Annotated in this window: 21 protein-coding genes; 11 read left to right on the forward strand and 10 right to left on the reverse strand. The window is 71.8% G+C overall.

From position 1 onward, the window contains the following. Nucleotides 1-15: 15 nt before the first annotated feature. Nucleotides 16-372, reverse strand: coding sequence for an ArsR/SmtB family transcription factor (locus ACWCSU_RS21510; protein WP_397041103.1), 357 nt, complete (start codon nucleotides 370-372; stop codon nucleotides 16-18). Between the two features lie 32 nt (nucleotides 373-404). On the opposite strand from ACWCSU_RS21510, the gene ACWCSU_RS21515 reads away from it, so the two are divergent. Both ACWCSU_RS21515 and ACWCSU_RS21520 read left to right on the forward strand, forming a co-directional pair. Beyond that, nucleotides 405-1,286, forward strand: a complete 882-nt coding sequence (locus tag ACWCSU_RS21515) for a TIGR03620 family F420-dependent LLM class oxidoreductase (RefSeq protein ID WP_449936977.1) — start codon at nucleotides 405-407, stop codon at nucleotides 1,284-1,286. Nucleotides 1,287-1,351: 65 nt separating this feature from the next. After that, entirely contained in the window at nucleotides 1,352-2,311 is a 960-nt protein-coding gene (locus ACWCSU_RS21520) for an SDR family NAD(P)-dependent oxidoreductase (RefSeq protein ID WP_449936980.1), read from the forward strand. Between the two features lie 52 nt (nucleotides 2,312-2,363). On the opposite strand, the gene ACWCSU_RS21525 is transcribed toward ACWCSU_RS21520, so the two are convergent. After that, a complete protein-coding gene (locus tag ACWCSU_RS21525; protein ID WP_357705188.1) occupies nucleotides 2,364-2,996 on the reverse strand; it encodes a DUF47 domain-containing protein in 633 nt (210 codons plus the stop codon). Continuing rightward, nucleotides 2,993-3,937 (reverse strand): inorganic phosphate transporter, encoded by a 945-nt coding sequence (locus ACWCSU_RS21530; RefSeq protein ID WP_449936982.1) that lies wholly within the window; start codon nucleotides 3,935-3,937, stop codon nucleotides 2,993-2,995. The genes ACWCSU_RS21525 and ACWCSU_RS21530 overlap by 4 nt, the downstream gene beginning before the upstream one ends. A 149-nt stretch (nucleotides 3,938-4,086) precedes the next feature. On the opposite strand from ACWCSU_RS21530, the gene ACWCSU_RS21535 reads away from it, so the two are divergent. From ACWCSU_RS21535 to purU, 4 genes are read left to right on the forward strand one after another with little or no spacing between them, the layout of a single operon-like run. After that, nucleotides 4,087-5,184: a pyridoxal-phosphate-dependent aminotransferase family protein gene (locus ACWCSU_RS21535; protein WP_357705192.1), complete on the forward strand. Its 1,098-nt coding sequence runs from the start codon at nucleotides 4,087-4,089 to the stop codon at nucleotides 5,182-5,184. A 7-nt stretch (nucleotides 5,185-5,191) separates the two neighbouring features. Then, nucleotides 5,192-6,115 (forward strand): LysR family transcriptional regulator, encoded by a 924-nt coding sequence (locus tag ACWCSU_RS21540; protein WP_449936983.1) that lies wholly within the window; start codon nucleotides 5,192-5,194, stop codon nucleotides 6,113-6,115. Continuing rightward, entirely contained in the window at nucleotides 6,112-8,496 is a 2,385-nt protein-coding gene (locus tag ACWCSU_RS21545; protein ID WP_449936984.1) for a GcvT family protein, read from the forward strand. The genes ACWCSU_RS21540 and ACWCSU_RS21545 overlap by 4 nt, the downstream gene beginning before the upstream one ends. Continuing rightward, the gene (gene purU / locus ACWCSU_RS21550) at nucleotides 8,493-9,347 is read left to right on the forward strand and encodes a formyltetrahydrofolate deformylase (protein WP_357705197.1); all 855 of its coding nucleotides are present in this window, start codon (nucleotides 8,493-8,495) and stop codon (nucleotides 9,345-9,347) included. Before ACWCSU_RS21545 ends, purU begins: the two co-directional genes overlap by 4 nt. A 14-nt stretch (nucleotides 9,348-9,361) precedes the next feature. On the opposite strand, the gene ACWCSU_RS21555 is transcribed toward purU, so the two are convergent. Genes ACWCSU_RS21555 through ACWCSU_RS21565 form a run of 3 tightly spaced genes read right to left on the reverse strand, consistent with a single transcriptional unit; the run spans nucleotide 9,362 to nucleotide 12,577 of the window. Beyond that, nucleotides 9,362-9,712: a VOC family protein gene (locus tag ACWCSU_RS21555; RefSeq protein ID WP_357705199.1), complete on the reverse strand. Its 351-nt coding sequence runs from the start codon at nucleotides 9,710-9,712 to the stop codon at nucleotides 9,362-9,364. Further along, nucleotides 9,709-10,509, reverse strand: coding sequence for a helix-turn-helix domain-containing protein (locus tag ACWCSU_RS21560; RefSeq protein WP_364092326.1), 801 nt, complete (start codon nucleotides 10,507-10,509; stop codon nucleotides 9,709-9,711). The genes ACWCSU_RS21555 and ACWCSU_RS21560 overlap by 4 nt, the downstream gene beginning before the upstream one ends. 10 nt (nucleotides 10,510-10,519) lie before the next feature. After that, a complete protein-coding gene (locus ACWCSU_RS21565) occupies nucleotides 10,520-12,577 on the reverse strand; it encodes a prolyl oligopeptidase family serine peptidase (RefSeq protein WP_357705203.1) in 2,058 nt (685 codons plus the stop codon). 280 nt (nucleotides 12,578-12,857) lie between these two features. Between ACWCSU_RS21565 and ACWCSU_RS21570 the strand changes: the two genes are divergently transcribed. From ACWCSU_RS21570 to ACWCSU_RS21580, 3 genes are read left to right on the forward strand one after another with little or no spacing between them, the layout of a single operon-like run. Then, nucleotides 12,858-13,367, forward strand: coding sequence for an HNH endonuclease (locus tag ACWCSU_RS21570; RefSeq protein ID WP_352322827.1), 510 nt, complete (start codon nucleotides 12,858-12,860; stop codon nucleotides 13,365-13,367). 37 nt (nucleotides 13,368-13,404) lie between these two features. Further along, the gene (locus ACWCSU_RS21575) at nucleotides 13,405-14,253 is read left to right on the forward strand and encodes a GNAT family N-acetyltransferase (RefSeq protein ID WP_449936989.1); all 849 of its coding nucleotides are present in this window, start codon (nucleotides 13,405-13,407) and stop codon (nucleotides 14,251-14,253) included. 9 nt (nucleotides 14,254-14,262) lie between these two features. After that, a complete protein-coding gene (locus ACWCSU_RS21580) occupies nucleotides 14,263-14,472 on the forward strand; it encodes a zinc ribbon domain-containing protein (protein ID WP_397041116.1) in 210 nt (69 codons plus the stop codon). A gap of 983 nt (nucleotides 14,473-15,455) precedes the next feature. On the opposite strand, the gene ACWCSU_RS21585 is transcribed toward ACWCSU_RS21580, so the two are convergent. From ACWCSU_RS21585 to ACWCSU_RS21595, 3 genes are all read right to left on the reverse strand, one after another. Then, nucleotides 15,456-15,953 (reverse strand): helix-turn-helix transcriptional regulator, encoded by a 498-nt coding sequence (locus ACWCSU_RS21585; protein WP_357705209.1) that lies wholly within the window; start codon nucleotides 15,951-15,953, stop codon nucleotides 15,456-15,458. A gap of 74 nt (nucleotides 15,954-16,027) precedes the next feature. Then, a complete protein-coding gene (gene ilvD, locus ACWCSU_RS21590; RefSeq protein ID WP_449936992.1) occupies nucleotides 16,028-17,866 on the reverse strand; it encodes a dihydroxy-acid dehydratase in 1,839 nt (612 codons plus the stop codon). Nucleotides 17,867-17,951: 85 nt separating this feature from the next. Then, a complete protein-coding gene (locus tag ACWCSU_RS21595) occupies nucleotides 17,952-18,761 on the reverse strand; it encodes a thioesterase family protein (RefSeq protein WP_449936994.1) in 810 nt (269 codons plus the stop codon). A gap of 69 nt (nucleotides 18,762-18,830) precedes the next feature. Here ACWCSU_RS21595 and ACWCSU_RS21600 point away from each other — a divergent pair, with 69 nt between their 5' ends. Then, entirely contained in the window at nucleotides 18,831-19,559 is a 729-nt protein-coding gene (locus ACWCSU_RS21600; protein WP_357705215.1) for a TetR/AcrR family transcriptional regulator, read from the forward strand. A gap of 6 nt (nucleotides 19,560-19,565) precedes the next feature. On the opposite strand, the gene ACWCSU_RS21605 is transcribed toward ACWCSU_RS21600, so the two are convergent. Further along, nucleotides 19,566-20,393 carry a nuclease-related domain-containing protein gene (locus ACWCSU_RS21605; RefSeq protein WP_449936996.1) on the reverse strand — a complete coding sequence of 276 codons (828 nt, stop codon included), beginning with the start codon at nucleotides 20,391-20,393 and terminating at the stop codon, nucleotides 19,566-19,568. A gap of 139 nt (nucleotides 20,394-20,532) precedes the next feature. On the opposite strand from ACWCSU_RS21605, the gene ACWCSU_RS21610 reads away from it, so the two are divergent. Next, on the forward strand, nucleotides 20,533-21,939 hold the full coding sequence (locus ACWCSU_RS21610; RefSeq protein WP_364092340.1) for an amidase: 1,407 nt from the start codon (nucleotides 20,533-20,535) through the stop codon (nucleotides 21,937-21,939). Nucleotides 21,940-21,981: the final 42 nt, after the last annotated feature.

A 21,981-nucleotide genomic window follows, 5' to 3' on the forward strand; every position in this document is an offset into this window, starting at 1 on the left:
GTGCCGCCGCATGCCCTAGGCGCCCTCGGGTTCCTCGACCACGAGGGTGAGCAGGCCGGGGAAACGTTCGTCGAACTCCTCGCGGCGCAGCCGGTTGAGCCGGCGGGTGCCCTCGTCGCGCTGCTCCAGCAGGCCGACCTGGCGCAGCACCCCGAAGTGGTGGCTGAGCGTGGACTTGGCCACCCGCAGGTGGGCGAACGTGCCGCAGGCGCGGGCCCAGTCGGGCTCACCGGCCAGCTCGCGGACGATGCGGCGGCGGACCGGGTCGCCGAGCGCGTCGAGGGCGGCCTGCAACGACACCTCGGCGGGAGAGGCGTGGGTCAGGCCGCGCGTCCTGTTCGATGCCGGTCGAACATTGGTGTAGTGTTCCATCTCGATCGAACATCCTAGTCGAGGGAGCGGTCATGGAGACCGGGCACTTCGGAGTGTGGCACCCGCTGATCGGCAAGGCCCCCGCCGAGCAGGCGCGGCGGGCGGCGGCCGAGATCGAGCGGCTGGGCTACGGCTCCGTGTGGATCAACGAGGGCCGGCAGAGCAAGGAGCCGCTCACCACGGCGGCCGTCCTGCTGGCCGCCACCACCCGCGTCGCGGTCGCGACCGGCATCGCCAGCATCTGGGGCCGCGACGCGACGGGCATGACGGCGGGCACGAAGACGCTGGCCGACGCCTTCCCGGGCCGCTTCCTGCTGGGCATCGGGGTCAGCCACGGCCCGCTGGTCGGCAGCCGCGGCCACGCCTACGACAAGCCGCTGGGCGCGATGCGCGCCTACCTCGACGGCATGGACGCCGCCGAGGAGGGCCTGCCCGAGGCGCGCGCCCCCCGGCTGCTGGCGGCGCTGCGTCCCCGGATGCTGGAGCTGTCCCGAGACCGGGCCGACGGCGCCCACACCTACTTCGTGCCGCCCGAGCACACCGAGCAGGCCCGCCGCGTCCTCGGCGCCGACAGGCTGCTGGTGCCCGAGCAGGCCGTGGTGCTGGAGGCCGACTCGGTCAGGGCCCGCGAGATCGCCCGCGCCCACCTGGCCTACTACCTGACCCTGCCCAACTACCTGGGCAACCTGCGCGCCCTCGGCTTCACCGACGACGACTTCGCGGGCGGCGGCAGCGACCGGCTGGCCGACGCCATCGTGGCCTGGGGCGACGAGGAGCGGGTCGCCGCGCGGCTGCGGGCCCACCTCGACGCGGGGGCCGACCACGTGGCCGTCCAGCCGCTCTCGCCGGGCGCCCCCGACCTCGACGACGCCCTGAAGCAGCTCCAGCGCCTGGCGCCGGCCCTCGGCCTCTGATCGAGGGGCGGGCCCCGGCGGGTCGGTTTGACTTAGAGCGCACTTCAATTCGTAACGTCGGTCCCATGACAACGCCTCAGCACAAGATCGGTTCGGGTTTCGGCGCCAGAAGCACGGCGGACGAGGTGCTCCAGGGCATCGACCTCACCGGCAGGATCGCGCTGGTCACCGGCGGCTACTCCGGCCTGGGCCTGCAGACCACGCGCGCGCTCAGCAGGGCCGGGGCCCATGTCATCGTCCCGGCCCGGCGTCCCGGTGCGGCCGAGGAGGCCCTGGCCGGCATCGACCGCGTCGAGGTGGGCGAGCTCGACCTCGGCGACCTCGACAGCGTGCGCCGCTTCGCCGACGGGTTCCTGGCGACCGGCCGCGACCTGCACCTTGTGATCAACAACGCGGGCATCATGGCCTGCCCCGAGACGCGGGTCGGCCCCGGCTGGGAGGCCCAGTTCGCCACCAACCACCTCGGCCACTACGCCCTGGTCAACCGCCTGTGGCCGGCCGTCGAGCGCGGCGGCGGCCGGGTCGTGGCCGTCTCCTCCGCCGGCCACCGGCGCTCCGGCATGCGCTGGGACGACGTGATGTTCGAGCACGGCTACGACAAGTGGCAGGCGTACGGCCAGGCGAAGACGGCCAACGTGCTGTTCGCCGTGCACCTCGACGCCCTGGCCAAGGGGGCGGGGGTGCGCGCGTTCGCGGTGCATCCCGGCGGCATCCTCACCCCGCTCCAACGCCACCTGACCAGGCGGGAGATGGTCGAGGCCGGCTGGATCGACGAGCAGGGCAACCAGCTCAACACCAGCTTCAAGACGCCGGAGCAGGGCGCGGCCACCCAGGTGTGGGCGGCCACCTCGCCGCAGCTCGACGACATGGGCGGCGTCTACTGCGAAGACTGCGAGATCGCCGAGCAGGCCGGCGCCGCGGGGGGCGGCGTCCACTCCTACGCGACCGACCCCGAGCAGGCCGCGCGCCTGTGGCGGCTGTCGGCCGAGCTGACCGGCGTCGACGCCTTCGCCGCGCGGTCCTGAGGGGCGGCGGCGTCGCGCGGTACTGAGAGGCGGGGTCTCACCGGGCTGACGGTCAGCGTTTCATGGCGCCGTCGGCGATGGCGTCCGCGGCGTCGCCGATGGCCATGCCCACGATCTCCAGGCGGCGTACCAGTTCGCGCTGCTTGAGGGCGTCCGAGGTGACCTCGGCCGAGAAGATCCGGGAGATCTCGTACTGGTACATGCGCCGGATCGCGCCGCCGGCCTTCTTGGCCTCCAGGGCGTCCTGCACCACCGCCGAGGGCCGCGAGGCCAGGCCGCGTACGGCGCTCTCCAGGGCGTCGATGCCCACGATGACCTGGTCGAGCAGCGGCGTGAAACGGATCTGGTCGGGCACCCGGTACAGGTGCGACTCGCGCACGAAGTCCCGCAGCGAGTCCAGCACGTCGTCGATCGAGCGTGACAGGCGGAACAGGTCCTCGGGGTCGATGGGCGTGACCAGCGCCGTCTTGAGCTCCTCGACCAGGCGGGCGCGCTCCTCGTCGCCGAGGTGCTCGATGGCGCGCATCTGCTCGTGCGCGCCGGTCCTGCCGACCTCGCCGCCGATCATGGCCATCGCCAGCCAGGCGCCCTGCTTGGTGGCCTTGAGCTGGCCGAGCAGGGCCCCGCTGAGCGCGCCGTCCATGCGGCCGGTCATGAGGTCCCGGATCCGGCGCCATCGCTTCACCACGTCCCCCTCAGCCCCTTCAGGACGAACGCCGCGGTCGCGGCCAAGAGCCCGCTCAGCGGGAGCGTCAGCAGCCAGGCCACGACGATCTTGACGGCGGCGTACCAGCGGACCCGGCCGCCGCCCTGCGCGACCCCCGCGCCGACCAGCCCGCCGGCCACGGCCTGGGTCATGCTCACGGGCATACCCACGGCGGCGCAGGCGATCACCGCGGTGCCCGCGGCCAGTTCGGCGGCGACGCCGTGCGCGGGACGGGAGACGATGATCTCGCGGCTCAGCGTGCGGCCCGCCCTGGGCAGCCCGTACAGCGCGCCGAGCCCGAACAACATCGCCACCAGCGAGGTGCAGGCCAGGGGCGCGCCCTGGAAACCGAGTGCGATCATGAAGACGGCCAGCATCTTCTGCCCGTCGTTGGCCGCGTAGGCGAGCGTCTGGAGCAGGAACCCGGCCCAGTGCCAGCGGGCCAGGCCGGGCGCGCCGGTCACCCGTACGAGCAGCCGGATGAGCAGCCACGACAGCAGCGCCCCCGCGAACGGCGCGGCCAGCCCGAAGGCCAGCACGAGCGCCACCGAGCCGCCCGACACCGGCAGCCCCCACCCCAGCCCCGCCCCGGTGAGCCCGCCCACCACGGCCAGCGTGAGGCTGGTCGGCCGCCCCTTGGCGCTGAGCGTGAACACCACGGCCAGCGAGCAGAGCACGGCGACGGTCATCGCGGCCTGACCGCCGGGGGCGTGGAAGGCCGCCAGCCGGTTCACGAACGTCAGCGCCACCCGGTGCGTGATCAACGGGATCACCGTGACGAGCAGCACCAGCGTCAGGATGCCGACGGCCGGCCGGATCACCGGCAGCTTGAGCCCGGTCGCCAGCAGCGCCCCGCCGTCGTTGATCCCGGACACGACGGCGAACAGCCCCGCGACCCCGATCAGTACGACGGTCTCCAACGGCACGTGCTCCATCCCAGTCGGCGCTGTTCGGCACGGACAAGCCCGTTTCCCTTATGGCCCCCATAGGGGAAAGGCGGCTGTCCCATGCGGCGCCACCCCGGATAGCGTCCGTAATGCCCGATAACTACCCAAGATCGAGTGGATTGATGGACGAAGAACTCATTCTGTTGAATCCCGGGCCCGCATGTACGTCGAAGCGGGTCAAGGACGCCCTGCTTCGCGGCGACCTCTGCCACCGCGAGCCCGAGTTCACGGAGTTGCTGTTCAGGATCCGTGAGGCCCTGCCCCGGTGCCTGAACCTCGGCGGCACGCACGAGGCGCTGCTGGTCACCGGGTCGGGAACCGCGGCCATGGAGATGGCGGTCATCAGCTCCGTCCGCGCGGGACGTGGCGTGCTCGTCGTGAACAACGGCGTCTACGGCGACCGGATGATCAAGATCGCGAAGGCGCACGGCATCCCGTTCCACGAGGTCAGGAGCGACTGGACGGTCCCGGCCGACCCCGAGGCCGTCCGGGCGGCGCTGGCCGGGCGCGACGACGTGGACGCCGTGGTCTGCGTGCACCACGAGACCACGACCGGCCTGATCAACCCGATCAAGGAGATCGGCGAGGTCGTGGCCGAGCACGGCGCCCTGTTCGTGATCGACGCGATCAGCGGCACCGCGATCGAGGACCAGGACCTGGCCGAGGTCAAGGCCGACGTCGTCTGCGGCACCGCCAACAAGGGCCTGCACGGGCTGCCCGGCATGTCGTTCATCCTGTGCAGCGAGGCGGCGATCGAGCGGATCCAGGAGGCGCCCGCGCGCAGCCTGTACCTCAACGCCGCCAGCTACCTGGCCGGCCAGCGCAAGGGCGACGTGCCGTTCACCCCGGCCGTGCAGGTCTGCTACTCCCTCGACGAGGCGATCAAGGAGTACGAGGAGGCGGGCGGGTTCGCGGCGCGCACCCGGCTGTACCGCGAGCGGGCCGACCTGGTCCGCGGCCAGTTCACCCGTCTGGGCCTGAAAATCCTCGTTGATGAACAATTCAGGTCAAACACCGTAACAATGCTTCATCTCCCCGAAAACGTAACTTATGCGGCGCTTCATGATGAGCTCAAAAAGCGCGGTTACGTTATCTACGCCGGTCAGGGGCAACTTTCGGCGGACTTCTTCAGGATCTGCACGATGGGCGAGATCCCCTGGCACCGGCTGGAACAGCTCGAGGACGCGCTCCGAGAGTCGATCGAGGCAGCTAGGGGTTAACGACGACATGCAGCTCAACCTGCACCGGCTCTGGATCTTCATGACGGTCGTGGAGTGCGGCGGCTTCTCGGCCGCGGCGCAGAAGCTCTACCTCAGCCAACCGTCCGTGTCACACCAGGTCAGGCAGCTTGAGCAGTCGCTGCGCGCCACGCTGATCGACCGCAGCGGCGCCCGCATCAGGCTCACCCCCGAGGGCGAGGTGATGCTGGAGTACGCCAGGCGCGTGTTCCTGCTGGCCGACGAGGCCGTGGCCGCGATCCGGCAGGTCTCCGGGCTGCAGACCGGCAAGCTGGTCGCGGGAGGCACCACCACCGTCGGCACGTACCTCCTGCCGCCGTTGCTGGCGGCCTTCCGCGACCGTCACCCGGGCATCGAGATCGGCATCCAGGTCGGCAACGGCCAGCGGGTCGAACGCGGGCTCGTGGACGGCGAGATCGGCGTCGCGGTGCTGGCCGGCGAGCCCGGCGCGGCGCAGCTCGCCAGCGAGCCCATCCTGGAGGACCGGCTCGTCGTCATCACCCAGCCGGGCCACCGGCTGGCCAGCAGGGGCCGCGCCGAGCCCGCCGACCTGACCGGCGAGTTCTTCCTCATCCGCGAGCCCGGCTCCTCCACCCGCGAGCTGCAGGAACAGGCGCTGGAGACGTGGGGGCTCGAAGAGGCCGGCCGCAGCGAGATCTGGGGCCCCGAGACGATCAAACAGGCGGTCGCCGCCGGGCTCGGCGTCTCGCTGGTGTCCGAGCACTGCGTCGAGCAGGAGCTCGCCGACGGACGGCTGGCGGCCCTCGAAGTGCTGCCCGCGCCCAAGCCCCGCCCCATCGTGCTGGCCCACCGCCGCGACCGGCTGCTGGGGCCCGCCGAACAGGCGTTCATCGCCATGTTGCGCAACGTCCGCAGCTGGCCGGGGATCAACCGCTTGAGGAGCATCTCGTGACATCCCTGCCCTCCCGGGCACAGGTCGTGATCATCGGTGGCGGCATCGCCGGTTGCAGCGTGGCCTACCACCTGGCCGAGCTGGGCTGGACCGACGTCGTGCTGCTCGAACAGGGACAACTCTCCTGCGGCACCACCTGGCACGCCGCCGGGCTCGTCGGCCAGCTGCGCAGCACCGAGAGCATGACCAGGCTGATCAAGTACAGCACCGACCTGTACGCCCGCCTGGAGGCCGAGACCGGCTTCGGCACCGGCTGGAAGCAGTGCGGGAGCGTCAGCGTGGCCCGCACCCCCGAGCGCATGACCCAGCTCAGGCGCACCGCGTCCGCCGCCCGCAACTACGGCATCCAGGCCGAGGTCATCACCCCGCGCGAGGCCGGCGAGCTGTGGCCGGTCATGCGCACCGACGACCTGGTGGGCGGCGTCTGGCTGCCCGGCGACGGCAAGGCCAACCCCTCCGACCTCACCCAGGCGCTCGCCAGGGGCGCCCAGCGGCGCGGCGTGCTGGTGATGGAACGCGTCCGCGTCACCGGCGTCACCGTACGGGACGGCGTCGTGCGCGGCGTGGACACCACCGAGGGCCACATCGAGACCGAGGTGCTGGTCAACTGCGCCGGCCAGTGGGCCAAGGAACTCGGCCGGATGGCCGGCGCCACCGTCCCGCTGCACTCGGCCGAGCACTACTACGTGGTGACCGAGCCGATCCCCGGCGTACGCCCCGACCTGCCCGTGCTGCGCGACCCCGACGGGTACGCCTACCTCAAGGAGGAGGTCGGCGGCCTGGTCGTGGGCGGCTTCGAGCCGGACGCCAAACCGTGGGGCATGGACGGCATCCCCCACCCCTTCGAGTTCCAGCTCCTGGAGGAGGACTGGGACCAGTTCGCGATCATCATGGAGAACGCGATCCAGCGTGTCCCGGCGTTGGAGAGCACCGGGATCAGGATGTTCTACAACGGGCCGGAGAGCTTCACGCCCGACAACATGTTCCTGCTGGGCGAGACGCCCGAGGTGCGCGGCCTGTTCGTCGGCGCCGGGTTCAACTCGGCCGGCATCGCCTCGGCGGGCGGCGCCGGCCGCGCGCTGGCCGAGTGGATCGTGAACGGCGAGCCGACCGGCGACCTGTGGCCCGCCGACATCCGGCGCTTCGCCCGCTGGGCCGGCAACGACACCTGGCTGCGCGACCGGGTCACCGAGACGCTGGGGCTGCACTACGCGATGTCCTGGCCGGACAAGGAGCTGGAGACGGCCCGGCCGCTGCGCCGCTCGCCGGTCCACCACCTGCTGGCCGAGGCCGGGGCGCGCTTCGGGTCGAAGATGGGCTGGGAGCGGGTCAACTACTTCGGGCCCGCCACGCCGTCCACGTTCGGGCGGCCGGGATGGCAGCCGTACGTGGACGCCGAGGTGGCGGCGTGCCGGAACGCGGCGGCGCTGTTCGACCAGACGTCCTTCTCCAAGTTCGTCCTCAAGGGCGCCGAGGCCATGGAGGCGCTGCAGTGGCTCTGCACCGCCGACGTGGACGTCGAGCTCGGCCGGGTCGTCTACACCGGCCTGCTCAACGACCGGGGCGGCTACGAGTCGGACCTGACGGTGACCCGCGTGGCCCGCGACGAGTACCTGGTCGTGACCGGCTCGGCCCAGACCACGAGGGACTTCGACCACATCTCCAAGGGCCTCGGCGACCGGCGGGCGGTCCTGGTGGACGTCACCGGCGCGTACGCCGTCTTCGGCGTGATGGGCCCGTCGTCCAGGAGGATCCTGCAGTCGGTGTCGAAGTCGGACTTCTCGGCCTTCGACTTCGGCACGTCCCGGCTGGTCGACCTCGGTCACGCCACCGTGCGCGCCACCCGCGTCACGTACGTGGGCGAGCTGGGCTGGGAGCTGTACGTGCCCGCCGAGTTCGCCGTCACCGTCCACGAGACGCTCATGGGCACCGGCGAGCTGACCCAGGCCGGTTACTACGCCATCGAGGCCATGCGCATTGAGAAGGGCTACCGCGCCTGGGGCCGCGAGCTGGGCCCGGAGATCACCCCCGCCGCCGCCGGACTGCGTTTCACCTGCAAGAAGAGCGGCTACCGGGGAGCGCGGCACGCCCTGGGGTCGCCGTCGCGCAGGGTAGTCTCGATCGTGCTGGACGACCCCGCCGCACACCTGTGGGGCGGCGAGTCCCTGCTGTCCGACGGCGTCCCGGTGGGCTACGTCACCTCGGCGGCCCACAGCCCCACGCTCGGCAGGTCCGTGGCGCTGGGCTTCGTCACCGAGGTCTCGCCGGAAGGCGGCGTCACGCTGGAGAAGGTGGAGGTCGAGGTGGCCGGCGACCTGTACTCTGCCCAGATCAGCCTCAAGGCGCCCTACGATCCCACGTCCGCGAGAGTGAAGTCATGAGCAGCCACGCCGAGTACATCCTGACCCTGTCCTGCCCCGACCGCCCCGGCGTGGTGGCCGCCGTCTCCGGCCTCCTGGCCGGGCACGGGTGCAACATCATCGAGAGCCAGCAGTTCGGCGACCGGGTCGCCCAGCGCTTCTTCATGCGCGTGCAGTTCTCCGCCCCCCTCGGCGAGGACGAGCTGGGCGCTGCCTTCGCCGCCCTCGCCCCCGACTTCGCCATGGAGTTCAAGCTGCGCGACGTGGCCAGGAAGCCGCGCGTGCTGATCATGGTCAGCCGGTTCGACCACTGCCTCAACGACCTGCTCTACCGGGTCAGGTCGAAGACGCTGGACATCGAGATCGTCGCGGTCGCCTCCAACCACCCCGACCTGCGCCCGCTCACCCAGTCGTACGGCATCGACTACCACCACCTGCCGATCACCCCCGAGACCAAGCCCAGGCAGGAGGCCGAGGTGCTGGCGCTGGTCGAGCACTACCAGGTCGACCTGGTGGTGCTGGCCCGCTACATGCAGGTGCTGTCGGAGGACCTGTGCGAGAAGCTGGCCGGGCGGGCGATCAACATCCACCACTCGTTCCTGCCGTCGTTCAAGGGCGCCAAGCCCTACCACCAGGCCCACAACCGCGGCGTCAAGCTCATCGGCGCGACGGCCCACTACGTGACCTCCGACCTCGACGAGGGGCCGATCATCGAGCAGGAGGTCGCCCGGGTCAACCACAGCCACTCGCCCGAAGACCTCGTGCGCATCGGCCGCGACGTGGAGTGCGTGGCGCTGGCCCGCGCGGTCCGGTGGCACGCCGAGCAGCGCGTCCTGCTCGACGGCCACAAGACCGTCGTCTTCCCCCGCTGACCTCTTCCGATGGGTTACGGGCGGTAGGTCCCGAAGAACCAGGAGTTGCCCTCGGGGTCCTTGCAGGCGTACTCGCGCGAGCCGTACGGCTGGTCGACGAGTTCCATGGTGATCACGGCCCCCGCGGCCCTGGCGTGATCGTGGTGGGCGTCGACGTCGTCGACCGCGATGTAGACGCCGGGCCCGCCCGGCTTCCCCCGGCCGATCATGATCAGGTCGTCCTCGACGAACAGCTCGGCGTGCTCGACGGCTCCGGACGCGTCCTTCGACGACTCGTGCACCCGGAACCCGAACGCCCCGGTCAGGAAGTCGAGCGCCGCCTGCGGGTCCTCGTAGCGGGCCAGTGCGTAGACAGTGCGTTTCATGGCTCCAGTGTCCACGGCGGGCCGCCGGCGGGTCTTGGACGAATCTGACCGGGCGTGGTGCCGCCGAGCGCCCGGAACTCCCGGTTGAGATGGGCCTGGTCGTAGAAGCCGCACTCGGCCGCGACCGCGGCGATCGGCTCGCCGGAGCGCAGCAACCGCGCGGCCCGGCCGAACCTGATCACCCGGGCCGCCGCCTTCGGGGCCAGCCCGACCTGGTCGTGGAAGCGGGCCACCAGATGACGGTGACTCCAGCCCAGCGACGCCGCCAGCGACGACACCCCGAGCCGCCCGCCCGACTCCAGCAGCCGCGCCCACGCCCACGGCAGCTCGGGGCCCACCTCGGGCCCGGCGAGGATGCGTTCGGTCAGCAGCCGGTCGGTCAGGGCCAGCCGCTCCCGCCACGACGGCGTCGCGGCCAGCCGGTCGAGCAGCTCCCCGGCCCACCGCCCGAGCACGGCCTCCACCGGGACCACCCGATTGGTCAGGTGCCGCATCGGCAGCCCGTGCAGCCGCCGCGCCCCGAACGGCGTGAGCACCACCTGCACGCCCTCGCACGGCCCGGTGACCCGGGTGAGCGCGAACCGGTCGGCGAGCCCGCCCGCGAACGCCCTGACCCGCTCCCCGTACGCCTCCATCGGCGCGCCGACGCCCAGGATGAGCACCGCCCCCGGCATGGCGGCCTCGGCCCGCGTCAGCGGCGCGGGGTAGTGCTCGCTGTAGGCGCACAACCGGGTGACGTACGGCCGCAGCGCAGCGCCGGGGGCGGCCTCGACGATGGCCGGCCCCGGCGTGCTCATGCCGCCGACACTACAGACCGGTGTGCTCGGCGAGGAAGGTCAGCGTGTCGGCCGACAGATCGACCGTACGGCTCACCGAGCGGGCGCCGTGGCCCACCTCGGTCTCGTTGCGCAGCAGCACCGGCCGCCCGGCGGTCGAGGCGTGCTGCAACGCCGCGCACATCTTCCAGGCGTGCAGCGGGTGCACCCGCGTGTCGGACTGGAAGACGGTGAACAGCGTCGCCGGGTAGGCCACCGACTCCTCGACCCGGTGGTAGGGCGAATAGCCCCGCAACCAGCCGAACTGCTCGGGGTCGTCGGCGCTGCCGTACTCGACGTTCCAGGTCGCGCCGAGGCCGAACTTCTCGTACCTGATCATGTCGAGCAGCGGCGCCGAGCAGACGACGGCCGCGTACAGGTCGGGGCGCTGCGTCAGCGCGGCGCCGACCAGCAGGCCGCCGTTGGAGCCGCCGGAGATGCCGAGCTGCTCGCGGGTGGTGACGCCGGTCTCGATGAGGTGCTCGGCCGCCGCGTGGAAGTCGTCGAAGACGTTCTGCTTGTTGGCCAGCATGCCCGCGCGGTGCCAGTCCTCGCCCTCCTCGCCGCCGCCGCGCAGATTGGCGATGGCGTAGACGCCGCCCGCCTCGACCCAGGCCAGGATCGAGGCCGAGTAGCCGGGGGTCATGGACAGGCCGAAGCCGCCGTAGCCGTACAGGATCGTCGGGCGGGGGCCGGGACGCTCGTCGGCCGGGGAGATGATCAACATCCGGACCTCGGTGCCGTCCTTGGACCGGTACACCTCCTGCGACGTGCGCACCGGCGGCACCTCGACCGCGCCCGGCGAGGCGGCCCACAGCGTGGTCTCGCCCGTGCGGGCGTCGTAGCGCTGGATCGTCGGCGGCGTGGTGTTGTCGGTGTAGCCGAACCACGCCTCGAAGCCGCCCTCGGGACGCTCGGAGATGCCGCCGATCGTGCCCAGGCCCGGCGTCGGCACCGAGCCCACGCGCTCGCCGGTGGCCAGGTCGTGGACGGTGATCTCGCTGATCGCGTGGCGGGTCCAGCCCACCAGCATGACCGGGCGCTCCAGGTCGTCGAGGATGGCGAAGTCGGACAGCACCGCCTCGGGGTCCTCGGGGATCAGGTCGCGCCAGGTCTCGTAGCCCGGGTCGGCCGGGTCGGTCACGCACACCCGGCCGCGGGAGGCGTCCCGGTCGGTGTGCACGTAGAGCCTGCCGTCGCGGCCGAACACCAGGGCGGTCTGCGCGTCGACGCCCTCCTGCACGACCTTCAGGTCGGGGGAGTCGGCGGGCGAGGCGGTCAGGTCGGCCACCCACAGGTCGTTGCGCGGCGCGGTGCCCTCGTGCGCCGAGACCTGGAGCCAGTGGCCGTCACGCGAGACCGAGACGCCGTAGTAGTTGGTCATCTTCAGCCCCTGGCCGAAGATCAGCGCGTCGTCCTCGGTCGAGGTGCCGACGCGGTGGAGGTAGACGCGGCGGTGGAACTGCGCCTCGTTCTCCGGCACCTCGGTGCGCGGCAGCCTGCGCACGTAGTAGAACGCCTCGCCGCCCGGCAGCCAGGCGATGGGGGAGTAGCGGCAGCGGTCGATCGGGCCCTCGACGCGCATCCCGGTCGCGACGTCCATGATGTAGAGGATCGACTCCTCGTCGCCGCCCACCGAGATCTGGTACGCCAGCAGCCGCCCTTCCTTGTCGGGCTGCACGGCGTCGAGCGTGGTGAGACCGGACGGGTCGATCTCCATCGGGTCGATCAGCGCCCGCTCGGTGCCGTCGGCCTCGACGACGTAGTAGACCGCGTGCTCCTGGTCGGGCGTGCGGCGGGAGAAGAACCGGCGCTCCCCGCGCCAGGCCGGCGGGCCCACCGAGCCGGACCGCAGCAGCTCGGCGATGCGGTCCTTGAACCGCTGCTCGCCACGCGTGGCGTTGAACAGCTCGGCCTGCGCGAGCAGCCATTCCTTGGTGTCCGGGCTGTCAGGGTCCTCCAGCCACCGGTACGGGTCGGGGACGGGCGTTTCGTGCAGGATGTCGACGACGTCTTCGCGGCGTGCCGTCGGATAAGGCTCTCGCGTCATGCCAGGAACCCTACTGCCAAGGTGGGGGCGTAAAGCGCTGGTGAAGCGGGCATAAAACGTAACGTGTGTCCCTCTGGTCATTCCGGCTTGAAGATTATGGGGTGGCGGGGACGCTACGGCTAACGCCAGACTTGGTGACAGGACGGTGCCGTGGTGACCATCCGCTGGACCGTCCGGCGGAGGTCCATGTGACGGAAGCACCAGTGCCCCAGGAGGGGCCGACAGGCGGGACATGCCACGGCATGTCCCCTTTGATACGCGCGCGGCAGGGAGAGGCCCGATGACGCGCCAGGTCCTGCTGCTCAACGCCACCTATGAGCCGCTCACCACGCTCTCGCTCCACCGGGCCATCGTCCTGGTGCTGCGGGAGAAGGCCGACGTCGTGCACCGCGACGGGCGGGGCGCCCAGCTCCGCTCGGCGAGTTGCACCCTCGATGTGCCTTCGGTGATCAGGCTCCGCAGATACGTCCGCATCCCCTACCGGTCCCGAATCCCGCTGACCAGGGCGGCCCTCATGAGGCGCGACGACTACCGCTGCGCCTACTGCGGGCAGCGGGCCGAGACCATCGACCACGTCATCCCGAGGTCGCGCGGCGGCACCCACACGTGGGAGAACTGCGTCGCCTCGTGCACGACCTGCAACCACCGCAAGGCCGACAAGTACCTGGAGGAGCTGGGATGGACGCTGCGCGTCCTCCCGGCGGTGCCGAGGGGCGCCCACTGGCGGCTCATCGGCGCCTCGCTCGTCGGCGATCCCCAATGGGCGCCCTACCTGGAGGCGGCGGCCTAGACACACTTTTTGAACCCGGAGGCCGCAGCCTGTCACCATGACGGGTATGTGGACCTTCACCGCTGATCCAGAGGAGTTCGCCGCGGTCGCCGAGCCGTTCCTGCTCGGCGACCCGGTCGGCAACACGGTTCCGCTGACCGTTCTCGCCGAACTGCGTGCCGGCCGGCCCGCCGAGGGCGCCTTCTTCGCCTGGTGGACCGCCAGTGGCCAGGTTCGCGCCGCCGCCTTCCGCACGCCGCCCGCCCCCTTGAGCCTCACGCGCATGCCCGCCGAGGCCGTCGCGTCGCTCGTCGAGGCGCTCGTCGGTGACCTGTCCATGGTGACAGGGCCGGTCGTGGGGCCGGTCGAGGTGACATCCGAGGTCGTCCGGCTGCTCGGCGAGCCCGACCGGACGGTGTCCGAACGGCTCTACCGCCTCGGCGTGCCCGCCGTCCCCTCCGTGCCCGGCCGCGGCCGGCTCGCCGGGGCGGGCGACTTCCCGCTGATGGTGAGCTGGTACCAGGCGTTCGGGGAGGAGGTCGGGCTCGGCGAGGCGCACGACGTCGCCGAGCGGGTGGCCCGGCGGGTGGCCGGGCGCGAGCTGTTCGTCTGGGAGGCCGGGGGCGCGCCGGTCTCGATGGCGGGGCTCGGCCGGGCGGCCGGCGGCGTGTGCCGCGTCGGCCCGGTCTACACGCCGCCGTCGTGCCGCAGGAAGGGCTACGGGGCCGCGGTCACCGCGTACGCCGGCCAGGTGGCGCTGGCCGAGCGGTGCGAGCAGGTCGTGCTCTTCACCGACCTGGACAACCCGACGAGCAACGCGATCTACCGGTCGATCGGCTACGAGCCCGTCTCCGACCATGCGCACCTGACCTACACCGGCTCCCGCTCACCCGCCGCAGCGGGTTAGGCTTACGGCATGCCGCGTTACGACTTCCGCTGCCGCGCCTGCGGCTCCACGTTCGAGGTCTCCCGTCCCATGTCGGCCTCAGACGAGCCGGCGACCTGCCCGGAGGGTCACGGCGACACGGTCAAGCTGCTGTCCACGGTCTCCATGACCGGCGGCGCGGCCGCTCCCCGTCCAGCCGGCGGCGGCGGTGGCTGCTGCGGCGGTGGCTGCTGCTCGTGACCGGCGGGCCCGGCTGAGCACCTCCACCACGACCCGGGCCGCCCGTTCCACCGTCTCCACGCCCGTCTCCAGGTCGGGGCTGCGTTCCGACAGCACGGCTACGAGCAGCTCGTGGCCGTTCAGCACGATCCGGCCCGCGCTGTTGACCGTCCACCGGCCGCCGTGCGCGCCGACGGGCAGCCAGCCGTTCTTGAGCGCGACCTCGCCGCCGGCGGCGCTGACGCCCCACGCCTGCGTCCTGTCCACCGACGACATGAGCCCGAGCGCCCAGCGGCGGCTCGCGGCCGACACCGGCCCGGCGGGGTCGGTGAGCTTCTCCAGCACCCTCACCTGGTCCGACGGGCCGCTGAGAGTCATTCCCCACGACAGACCGGCGCCCGGCACGGTGTCGTGCACCTCCAGCGCACGCAGGATGCGGGTGAGCCCGACCTGGCCGCCGACGGTCATGTACAGCTCGTGGGCGCTCTCGTCGTCGCTCTCGCGGATCATCCGGGAGGCCAGCCCGCGTTCGTACGCGCTGAGCCGCCGGTGCTCGCTCTGCCTGAGCAGCAGCAGGGCGAGCAGGATGTCCACCTTGGCCACGCTGGCCAGCACGAACGGCCTGCCCTCGGCGTAGGAGTACCGCACGCCCGTCGCGCGGTCGTACACCGACAGCGCCGCCCGCCCCGGACGCCCCCGCAGCTGACGATCCAGCGCCCGGTCGAGCGCCCGCCGCGTGGAGGGCGGCAGCAGGCGCCCCATGGACACCGCCTTGCGGTGCGCCACGATCGGGAGCGGGTCCGGCGGCCGGCCCGCCGAGCAGGCGGACACGACGACGGGCAGCAGGGCGGGCAGCAGGGCGGCGATGAGCGAGATCCCCCGGACGCGCATGTGCGCGAGCCTGTCACGCCCCGCACCAACGCCCGGGGGCCCGAGGGTCAAGCTTGCGGCAGGTTACGCCGCGTGGTCCGCTTGCGGCTCACGCCGCGTGGTCCGCTTGCGGCTCACGCCGCCTTGGTCCGCCGGCGGCGGCGCTGGAACGGGAGGAACCGGTCGGCCAGGTGCGGCCGCGACGGGGTCAGCGTGGGTTCGACCGCGATGATCCGGTCGAACCTGAACGCCCTGATGGCCTGGCGCATCCTGCACACGCCGACCAGGTACCAGTACTCGCGGTGGACCAGGCAGGTCACCGGCTCGACGTCGCGGGAGGTGACGGCCCCCGAGGCGTCGCGGTAGTGGAGACGGATCATGAGACGGCTGGTGATGGCGTCGGCGACGAGCCTGGCCCGGGAGGCGACCTCCACGGGCAGCGGCTCGGTCAGGGTCGCGAGCGTGGTCGCGATGACGTCGTCGTCGAGCTCCAGGTGTTCGAGCGCGTGCTGCAGGCCGCGCCGTGCGGCGACGGCCTGCGGGCCCGCTCCGAGGTGAGCGAGGGAGAGGGCGATGGCGGCGATCTCGGCGGTCGTCAGCGGGCGAGTCTCGTCCTTCACGACTGTCGTCATACCCCAAGAATAGGGACGACCACCGACAATTTTCGAAAATCTGTGCGGTGGACCGGGGGTCCACCGCACACTAACTATCGGGACAGCTGCGACAGATCACGCGAGGCGCCGGTCGAGGCGGACGTGGTCATCGCCGCGTACGCCTGCAACGCCACGCTCACCGGCCGGTTGCGGTCGCGCGGCCGGTAGCCGCCCAGGTCGGCCAGCAGCCGCTCGCGCCGGGCGGCCAGCTCGGCCTCGGGCACCCGCAGCTCCATCGACCGGCCGGGGATGTCGATGTCGATGATGTCGCCGTCCTCGACCAGCGCGATCGTGCCGCCCTCGGCCGCCTCGGGCGAGGCGTGCCCGATCGATAGCCCGGACGTGCCGCCGGAGAAACGGCCGTCGGTGACCAGCGCGCACGCCTTGCCCAGGCCCTTGCCCTTGAGGAACGAGGTCGGGTAGAGCATCTCCTGCATGCCGGGGCCGCCCTTGGGGCCCTCGTAGCGGATGACCACCACGTCGCCCTCCTTGACCTGCCCGCCGAGGATGCCCTCCACGGCCTGCTCCTGCGACTCGAACACCACCGCGGGCCCGCTGAATTTCCAGATCGACTCGTCGACCCCGGCCGTCTTCACCACCGCGCCGTCGCGCGAGATGTTGCCGTAGAGCACGGCCAGGCCGCCGTCGGCGCTGTAGGCGTGCTCGCGGTCGCGGATGCAGCCCTCGGCCCGGTCGAGGTCGAGGGAGTCCCAGCGGTTGTCCTGCGAGTACGCCTTCACCGTGCGCACGTTGCCCGGCGCCGCGTGCCACAGGTCGGTGGCCTCCGGCAGCGCGGAGGGCGACTTGACGTCCCAGGCGGCCAGCGTGTCGGCCAGCGTGCCCCCGTTGACGGTGGGCACGTCGCGGTGCAGCAGCCCGGCCCGGTCGAGCTCGCCCAGGATGGCCGGGATGCCGCCGGCGCGGTGGACGTCCTCGACGTGGTACTTGCTCGTGGCCGGGGCGACCTTGCACAGGCACGGCACCCGCAGCGAGATCTCGTTGATCTCCTTGAGGCCGAAGTCGACCTCGGCCTCGCGGGCCGCGGCCAGGATGTGCAGGATCGTGTTGGTCGAGCCGCCCATCGCCACGTCGAGCGCCATGGCGTTCTCGAACGCCTCGCGGGTGGCGATCGAGCGCGGCAGCACCGACTCGTCGCCGTCCTCGTAGTAGCGGCGGGTGATCTCGACGAGCTGGCGGCCGGCGTCCTCGAAGAGCTGCTTGCGCTTCTTGTGGGTGGCCAGGATCGTGCCGTTGCCGGGCAGGGCCAGGCCCATGGCCTCGGTCAGGCAGTTCATGGAGTTGGCGGTGAACATGCCCGAGCAGGAGCCGCAGGTCGGGCAGGCGTTCTCCTCCATCTCCAGCAGCTCGGCGTCGGACACCGAGTCGTCGGCCGCGGCGATCATCGGGTCGACGAGGTCGAGCTTGCGGCCGGGCGTCTTGCCGGCCTCCATGGGCCCGCCGGAGACGAAGATCGTGGGGATGTTCAGCCGGAGGGCGGCCAGCAGCATGCCCGGGGTGATCTTGTCGCAGTTGGAGACGCAGATCAGCGCGTCGGCGCAGTGGGCGTTGACCATGTACTCGACGGCGTCGGCGATCAGCTCGCGGGACGGCAGCGAGTAGAGCATGCCGCCGTGGCCCATCGCGATGCCGTCGTCGACGGCGATCGTGTTGAACTCGCGCGGGATCGCCCCGGCCTCGCGGATCGAGGCCGACACCACGTCGCCGACCTCACGCAGGTGCACGTGGCCCGGGACGAACTGGGTGAAGCTGTTGGCCACCGCGATGATGGGTTTGCCGAAGTCGCTCCCGGCTACGCCGGTCGCCCGGAGGAGGGCCCGGGCGCCGACCATGTTCCTGCCGTGGGTGACCGTACGTGACCTGAGGGCCGGCATTGTGCTTCTCCCATCATGAGGCGAGTCTTCACATGTTACGGCCACCCGCCCGGCGGCTGAGACACGTGTCCATCAACCGGACACCTCAGTCCGGCAACCGTACGGCCGCCAGCTGCGTCGCCTGGGCCACCAGCCGCCCCTTGGAGTCCCACACGTGGGCCACCTCGTCCATGCGGTCGCCCCCGACGTCCGTGGCCGACAGGCGGACCCTGATCGGGCCGGGCGCGGGCAGCCGGCGGACGTAGGCCGAGAGCTGGATCGTCGGCACCCAGCCGGACAGCCCCAGCTCGAACGAGACCGGCGGCACCGGGTCCAGCGCCACGAGCAGGCTCAGCGGGTCCCAGTCGGTGCCGTCGGCCAGGCGCTGCCAGGTCGCGATCACGCCCTTCCTGGCCGGCGTACCGAACACGAACGCCAGATGGGCCGGATCGACGCGCTCCTCCACCACGGCCATCAGCGGCACGGCGAAGCCCGCGCCGGGCGCCTCGACGGGCACGAGGAAGCAGTCCTCCTCGGGCGGCAGCTCGACCGGCGGGAGCGCGGACCACCAGGGGTCGCCGTCGTCCAGCACGCCCAGCGTGATGTGCGACTCGACGCGCACCCTGCCCTCCTGGGCCAGCGAGACCCGGACCTGGGCCACGCTGCGGCCGATCCGCAGCGGTTCCACGCGCACGTCCGCCGGGCCCGGCACGGGCGGCTCGAGGAAGGCGCCGCTCACGGCGGTCACGTGCGGGTGCCGTTCGCCGGCGGTGCTCTGGCAGGCGGCGCGGGCCAGCACGGCCAGCAGGTAACCGCCGTGCAGCTTGGTGCCCACGCTCCACTGGGCGTCCAGCGTGGCGCCGAACGCGTCCGCGCCGCAGGCGACCAGCGCGGTCGCCTCCCCGAATGTCCCCATTTTTCGCGATATCCCTTCCGAAGAAGGTCAGCTTGACACCGTCAACCTGACGGCGTCAATGTGAGGTCCATGACCGCTGCGAAACGTGTGCGCGCCCGGCGCGGAGAAGGCGGCCTGCTGCGGGAGGAGATCCTGCGCGCGGCCGAGGACCTGCTGACCGAGTCCGGCACCGAGGACGCCCTCACCCTGCGCGCCGTCGCCCAGCGCGCCGGGGTGTCCACCCCCTCGGTCTACCTGCACTTCGCCGACCGGGAAGCGCTGCTGGAAGCGGTCTGCCTGCGCGTGTGGGACGAGCTCGGCCGCCTGTTCCGCGAGAACCTGACGGGCGACCCGTTCCTCGCGCTGGGCCGCTGCGGACGGGCCTACGCCCGCTTCGCCCTGGACCATCCCGTGCAGTACCGGGTGCTGATGATGCGGCCCTCGACCGCGCAGGGCGTGCCGCCGGCCGCCGCCGAGTGCTTCCGCCACATGGTGGCGGCCGTCGCCGCCTGCGTGGCCGTCCGCGTGCTCGAAGGCGACCCCGAGAAGCTGGCGCTCGGTCTGTGGTCGTCCATGCACGGCTGCGTCTCGCTGCTCATCGCCCAGCCGTCGTTCCCGTGGCCCGAGGACCGGGAGGCGCTGATCGACCACATCGTGCGCATCGCCGGGATGGGCACGGCGCTGGCGTCCCGCCTGCCCGGCGCGCTGCCGCCCAGCGACGTGCTGGCCGCCGAACTGGACGACTTCGGCGCCCGGCTGTCGGCGGACGTGAAAGAACCCCGCGGAGCGGAACTCCGCGAGGTCCGTCGGCCGTCCTAGGCCGTCCTAGCCTTCGCCGTACCTGGCGGGCAGGACCTGGGCGGCGATGTCGTAGAGCCGGTCGATCTCGGCCGGGGTCAGCGCCCGTTCCCGCTTGGTGATCCACTTGCGGGCCCGGTCGCCCTGGTAGACGTCCACGCCGCGGATGGTCATGATCTTCCACGGCACGGGCGGCCCGTAGATGGCCAGCGAGGGCACGACGACGACCTCGCGGCCGAACGCCTTGCTGATCAGCTCGCTTGCCTGGGACGCCTCCCACTTGGCCTCGGTGAGCCTCGGCTTCATGTCGAAGGGACCGTGGAACAGCTTCTTGCCCGACTGGACGCGGACGGGAAGCCGTTTGTCCCACTTCTCGGAGTCGACCGCGTAGACGCCGGTCGGCCCCACCACGAGGTGGTCGATCTGCGCCTCGCTGCCCGGGATCGCCCTGGCGTGCAGGGTGCGGTAACCGCTGCGCTCCAGCCTGCGGAGCTGCCCCTCGGTACGCCGTTCGGCCACGGACGCGCGCCGCCACGCCGGCACCGTGGAATGGGAACGCGCGCGGTAGACCGTTTCGAGGATGGCCGCGACCACCCCCGCGGTCACTCCCATGCGCCAGTCGCGCAACAGGAAGCCCACCACGACCGCCACGCCGACCGCCACGAGCGCGCGGTTGCGCAGGCGGCGGAACCGTGGCTGCTGGAGCAGGTCACGCATGGACGCGCGTTCCACGGGCGCGTAGGTGGTCGTGGGCGCCGATGGCGTCGCGGCGGCGGTCTGCTCGCCCTCTGGCCGGTCGCTCACCCAGATGGGTGACGCGTTGTGACCGTCTTCTCGCTGGTTGTCGGAGTCCACGTAACTCACCGTAGCCCGGAGATCGGAACGATTCCTAGTGTTGACCTGTCCATAGTTTTATGGCCCAGCTCATCGTGTTCCACTCATGTTTTCGGGGTATGTCTTACGTTCTTCTCTAGAGATGCCTAGTGTGCCGATCGTGCGAGAACTTCATGAGCTTTCCGCGCTTGAGCAGGCCCGGGCCGTCCGCGACCGTGACGTCTCACCGGTCGAGCTGACCCGGCACTATCTCGACCGGATCGAGCGGATCGATCCGCAGGTCGGCGCGTATGTCACCGTGACCGGCGAACAGGCCCTCGACCAGGCCCGACGCCTGGAGAAGGACCTGCCGGACGGGCCGCTGGCCGGGGTGCCGATCCCCGTCAAGGACCTCAATCTGGTCAAGGACGTGCCGATCACGTTCGGGTCGGCGGTGTACCGGGGGTTCGTCGCGCCGGTGGACGACACCGTCGTGACGCGGCTGCGCGAGGCCGGCACGGTCATCCTGGGCAAGACCGCCACCCCCGAGTTCGGGCTGCCCTGCTACACCGAGACCGACGTCTCGCCGCCCGCCCGCTCGGCCTGGGACCTCGGCACCTCGGCCGGCGGGTCCAGCGGGGGAGCGGCCGCCGCCGTGGCCGCCGGGCTGGCCCCGGCCGCCCAGGGCAGCGACGGCGCGGGCTCGATCCGCATCCCGGCCTCGGCGTGCGGCCTGTACGGCATCAAGCCCACCCGTGGCCGGATCAGCTTCGCCCCGATCATCCCCGACCTGGCGGGCATGTCCACGAACGGCCCGATCGCCCGTACCGTGGCCGACGCGGCGGCCCTGCTCGACGTGATGGCGCACAACGAGCCCGGCGACCTCTACCTGGCGCCCCGCCACGAGGGCACGTTCCTCGACTGCGCCGGCCGCGACCCCGGACGGCTGCGCATCGCCCGCTACGCCGACCCCGTCGTGCCGGGGACCGAGATCGACCCCGAGGTGCTGGCCGCGTACGAGGACGCCGCCGAGACCCTGGCCGGCCTCGGGCACGAGGTCGTCGAGATCCCCAGGCCGTTCGGCGTGGACCTCGTGCCGCAGTTCGTCACCCTCTGGTACACCTTCGCCTGCATGCACCCGGTCGCCGACGACCAGCGGCACCTGCTCCGGCCGCTCACCCGATGGCTGCGCGAGCGCGGCCTGGCCACCCCCGCACCCGCGTTCCTCCAGGCCCAGGCGGCCCTCCAGCTCGCCACCCGGGGCGCGCTCGCGATCACGAACGCCTACGACGCGGTGCTCACCCCGACCCTCACCCAGCCGCCCAGGCCGATCGGCTGGTTCGAGGACGTGGACGACGTCGAGGAGACGTTCGAGCGCATGAAGCGCTTCGCCGCCTTCCCCGCGATCTACAACGTCAGCGGCCAGCCCGCGGTGAACCTGCCACTGCACTGGAGCGGCGACGGCCTGCCGATCGGCGTCATGCTGGCCGGGCGGATCGGTGGCGAGGGCACTCTGATCTCGCTGTCGGCCCAGGTCGAGGCGGCCAGGGGCGGATTCTGGGGGGAGCGGCGGCCGGTCGTCTGGTAGGCGGTCGCGGCCTGGGGCTGGCCGGGCCCCCGGCTGAGGATT

Source organism: Nonomuraea sp. NPDC001699 (genome assembly GCF_053596455.1).

Bases quoted from the DNA above. Each gene is read 5' to 3' on its own strand.
- ACWCSU_RS21585 (WP_357705209.1), bottom strand. From the start codon at position 15,953: ATGACGACAGTCGTGAAGGACGAGACTCGCCCGCTGACGACCGCCGAG.
- ACWCSU_RS21520 (WP_449936980.1), top strand. From the start codon at position 1,352: ATGACAACGCCTCAGCACAAGATCGGTTCGGGTTTCGGCGCCAGAAGC.
- ACWCSU_RS21535 (WP_357705192.1), top strand. From the start codon at position 4,087: ATGGACGAAGAACTCATTCTGTTGAATCCCGGGCCCGCATGTACGTCG.
- ACWCSU_RS21540 (WP_449936983.1), top strand. From the start codon at position 5,192: ATGCAGCTCAACCTGCACCGGCTCTGGATCTTCATGACGGTCGTGGAG.
- ACWCSU_RS21580 (WP_397041116.1), top strand. From the start codon at position 14,263: ATGCCGCGTTACGACTTCCGCTGCCGCGCCTGCGGCTCCACGTTCGAG.
- ACWCSU_RS21555 (WP_357705199.1), bottom strand. From the start codon at position 9,712: ATGAAACGCACTGTCTACGCACTGGCCCGCTACGAGGACCCGCAGGCG.
- ACWCSU_RS21575 (WP_449936989.1), top strand. From the start codon at position 13,405: ATGACGGGTATGTGGACCTTCACCGCTGATCCAGAGGAGTTCGCCGCG.
- ACWCSU_RS21600 (WP_357705215.1), top strand. From the start codon at position 18,831: ATGACCGCTGCGAAACGTGTGCGCGCCCGGCGCGGAGAAGGCGGCCTG.
- ACWCSU_RS21570 (WP_352322827.1), top strand. From the start codon at position 12,858: ATGACGCGCCAGGTCCTGCTGCTCAACGCCACCTATGAGCCGCTCACC.
- ACWCSU_RS21510 (WP_397041103.1), bottom strand. From the start codon at position 372: ATGGAACACTACACCAATGTTCGACCGGCATCGAACAGGACGCGCGGC.
- ACWCSU_RS21560 (WP_364092326.1), bottom strand. From the start codon at position 10,509: ATGAGCACGCCGGGGCCGGCCATCGTCGAGGCCGCCCCCGGCGCTGCG.
- ACWCSU_RS21565 (WP_357705203.1), bottom strand. From the start codon at position 12,577: ATGACGCGAGAGCCTTATCCGACGGCACGCCGCGAAGACGTCGTCGAC.
- ACWCSU_RS21515 (WP_449936977.1), top strand. From the start codon at position 405: ATGGAGACCGGGCACTTCGGAGTGTGGCACCCGCTGATCGGCAAGGCC.
- purU (WP_357705197.1), top strand. From the start codon at position 8,493: ATGAGCAGCCACGCCGAGTACATCCTGACCCTGTCCTGCCCCGACCGC.
- ACWCSU_RS21595 (WP_449936994.1), bottom strand. From the start codon at position 18,761: ATGGGGACATTCGGGGAGGCGACCGCGCTGGTCGCCTGCGGCGCGGAC.
- ilvD (WP_449936992.1), bottom strand. From the start codon at position 17,866: ATGCCGGCCCTCAGGTCACGTACGGTCACCCACGGCAGGAACATGGTC.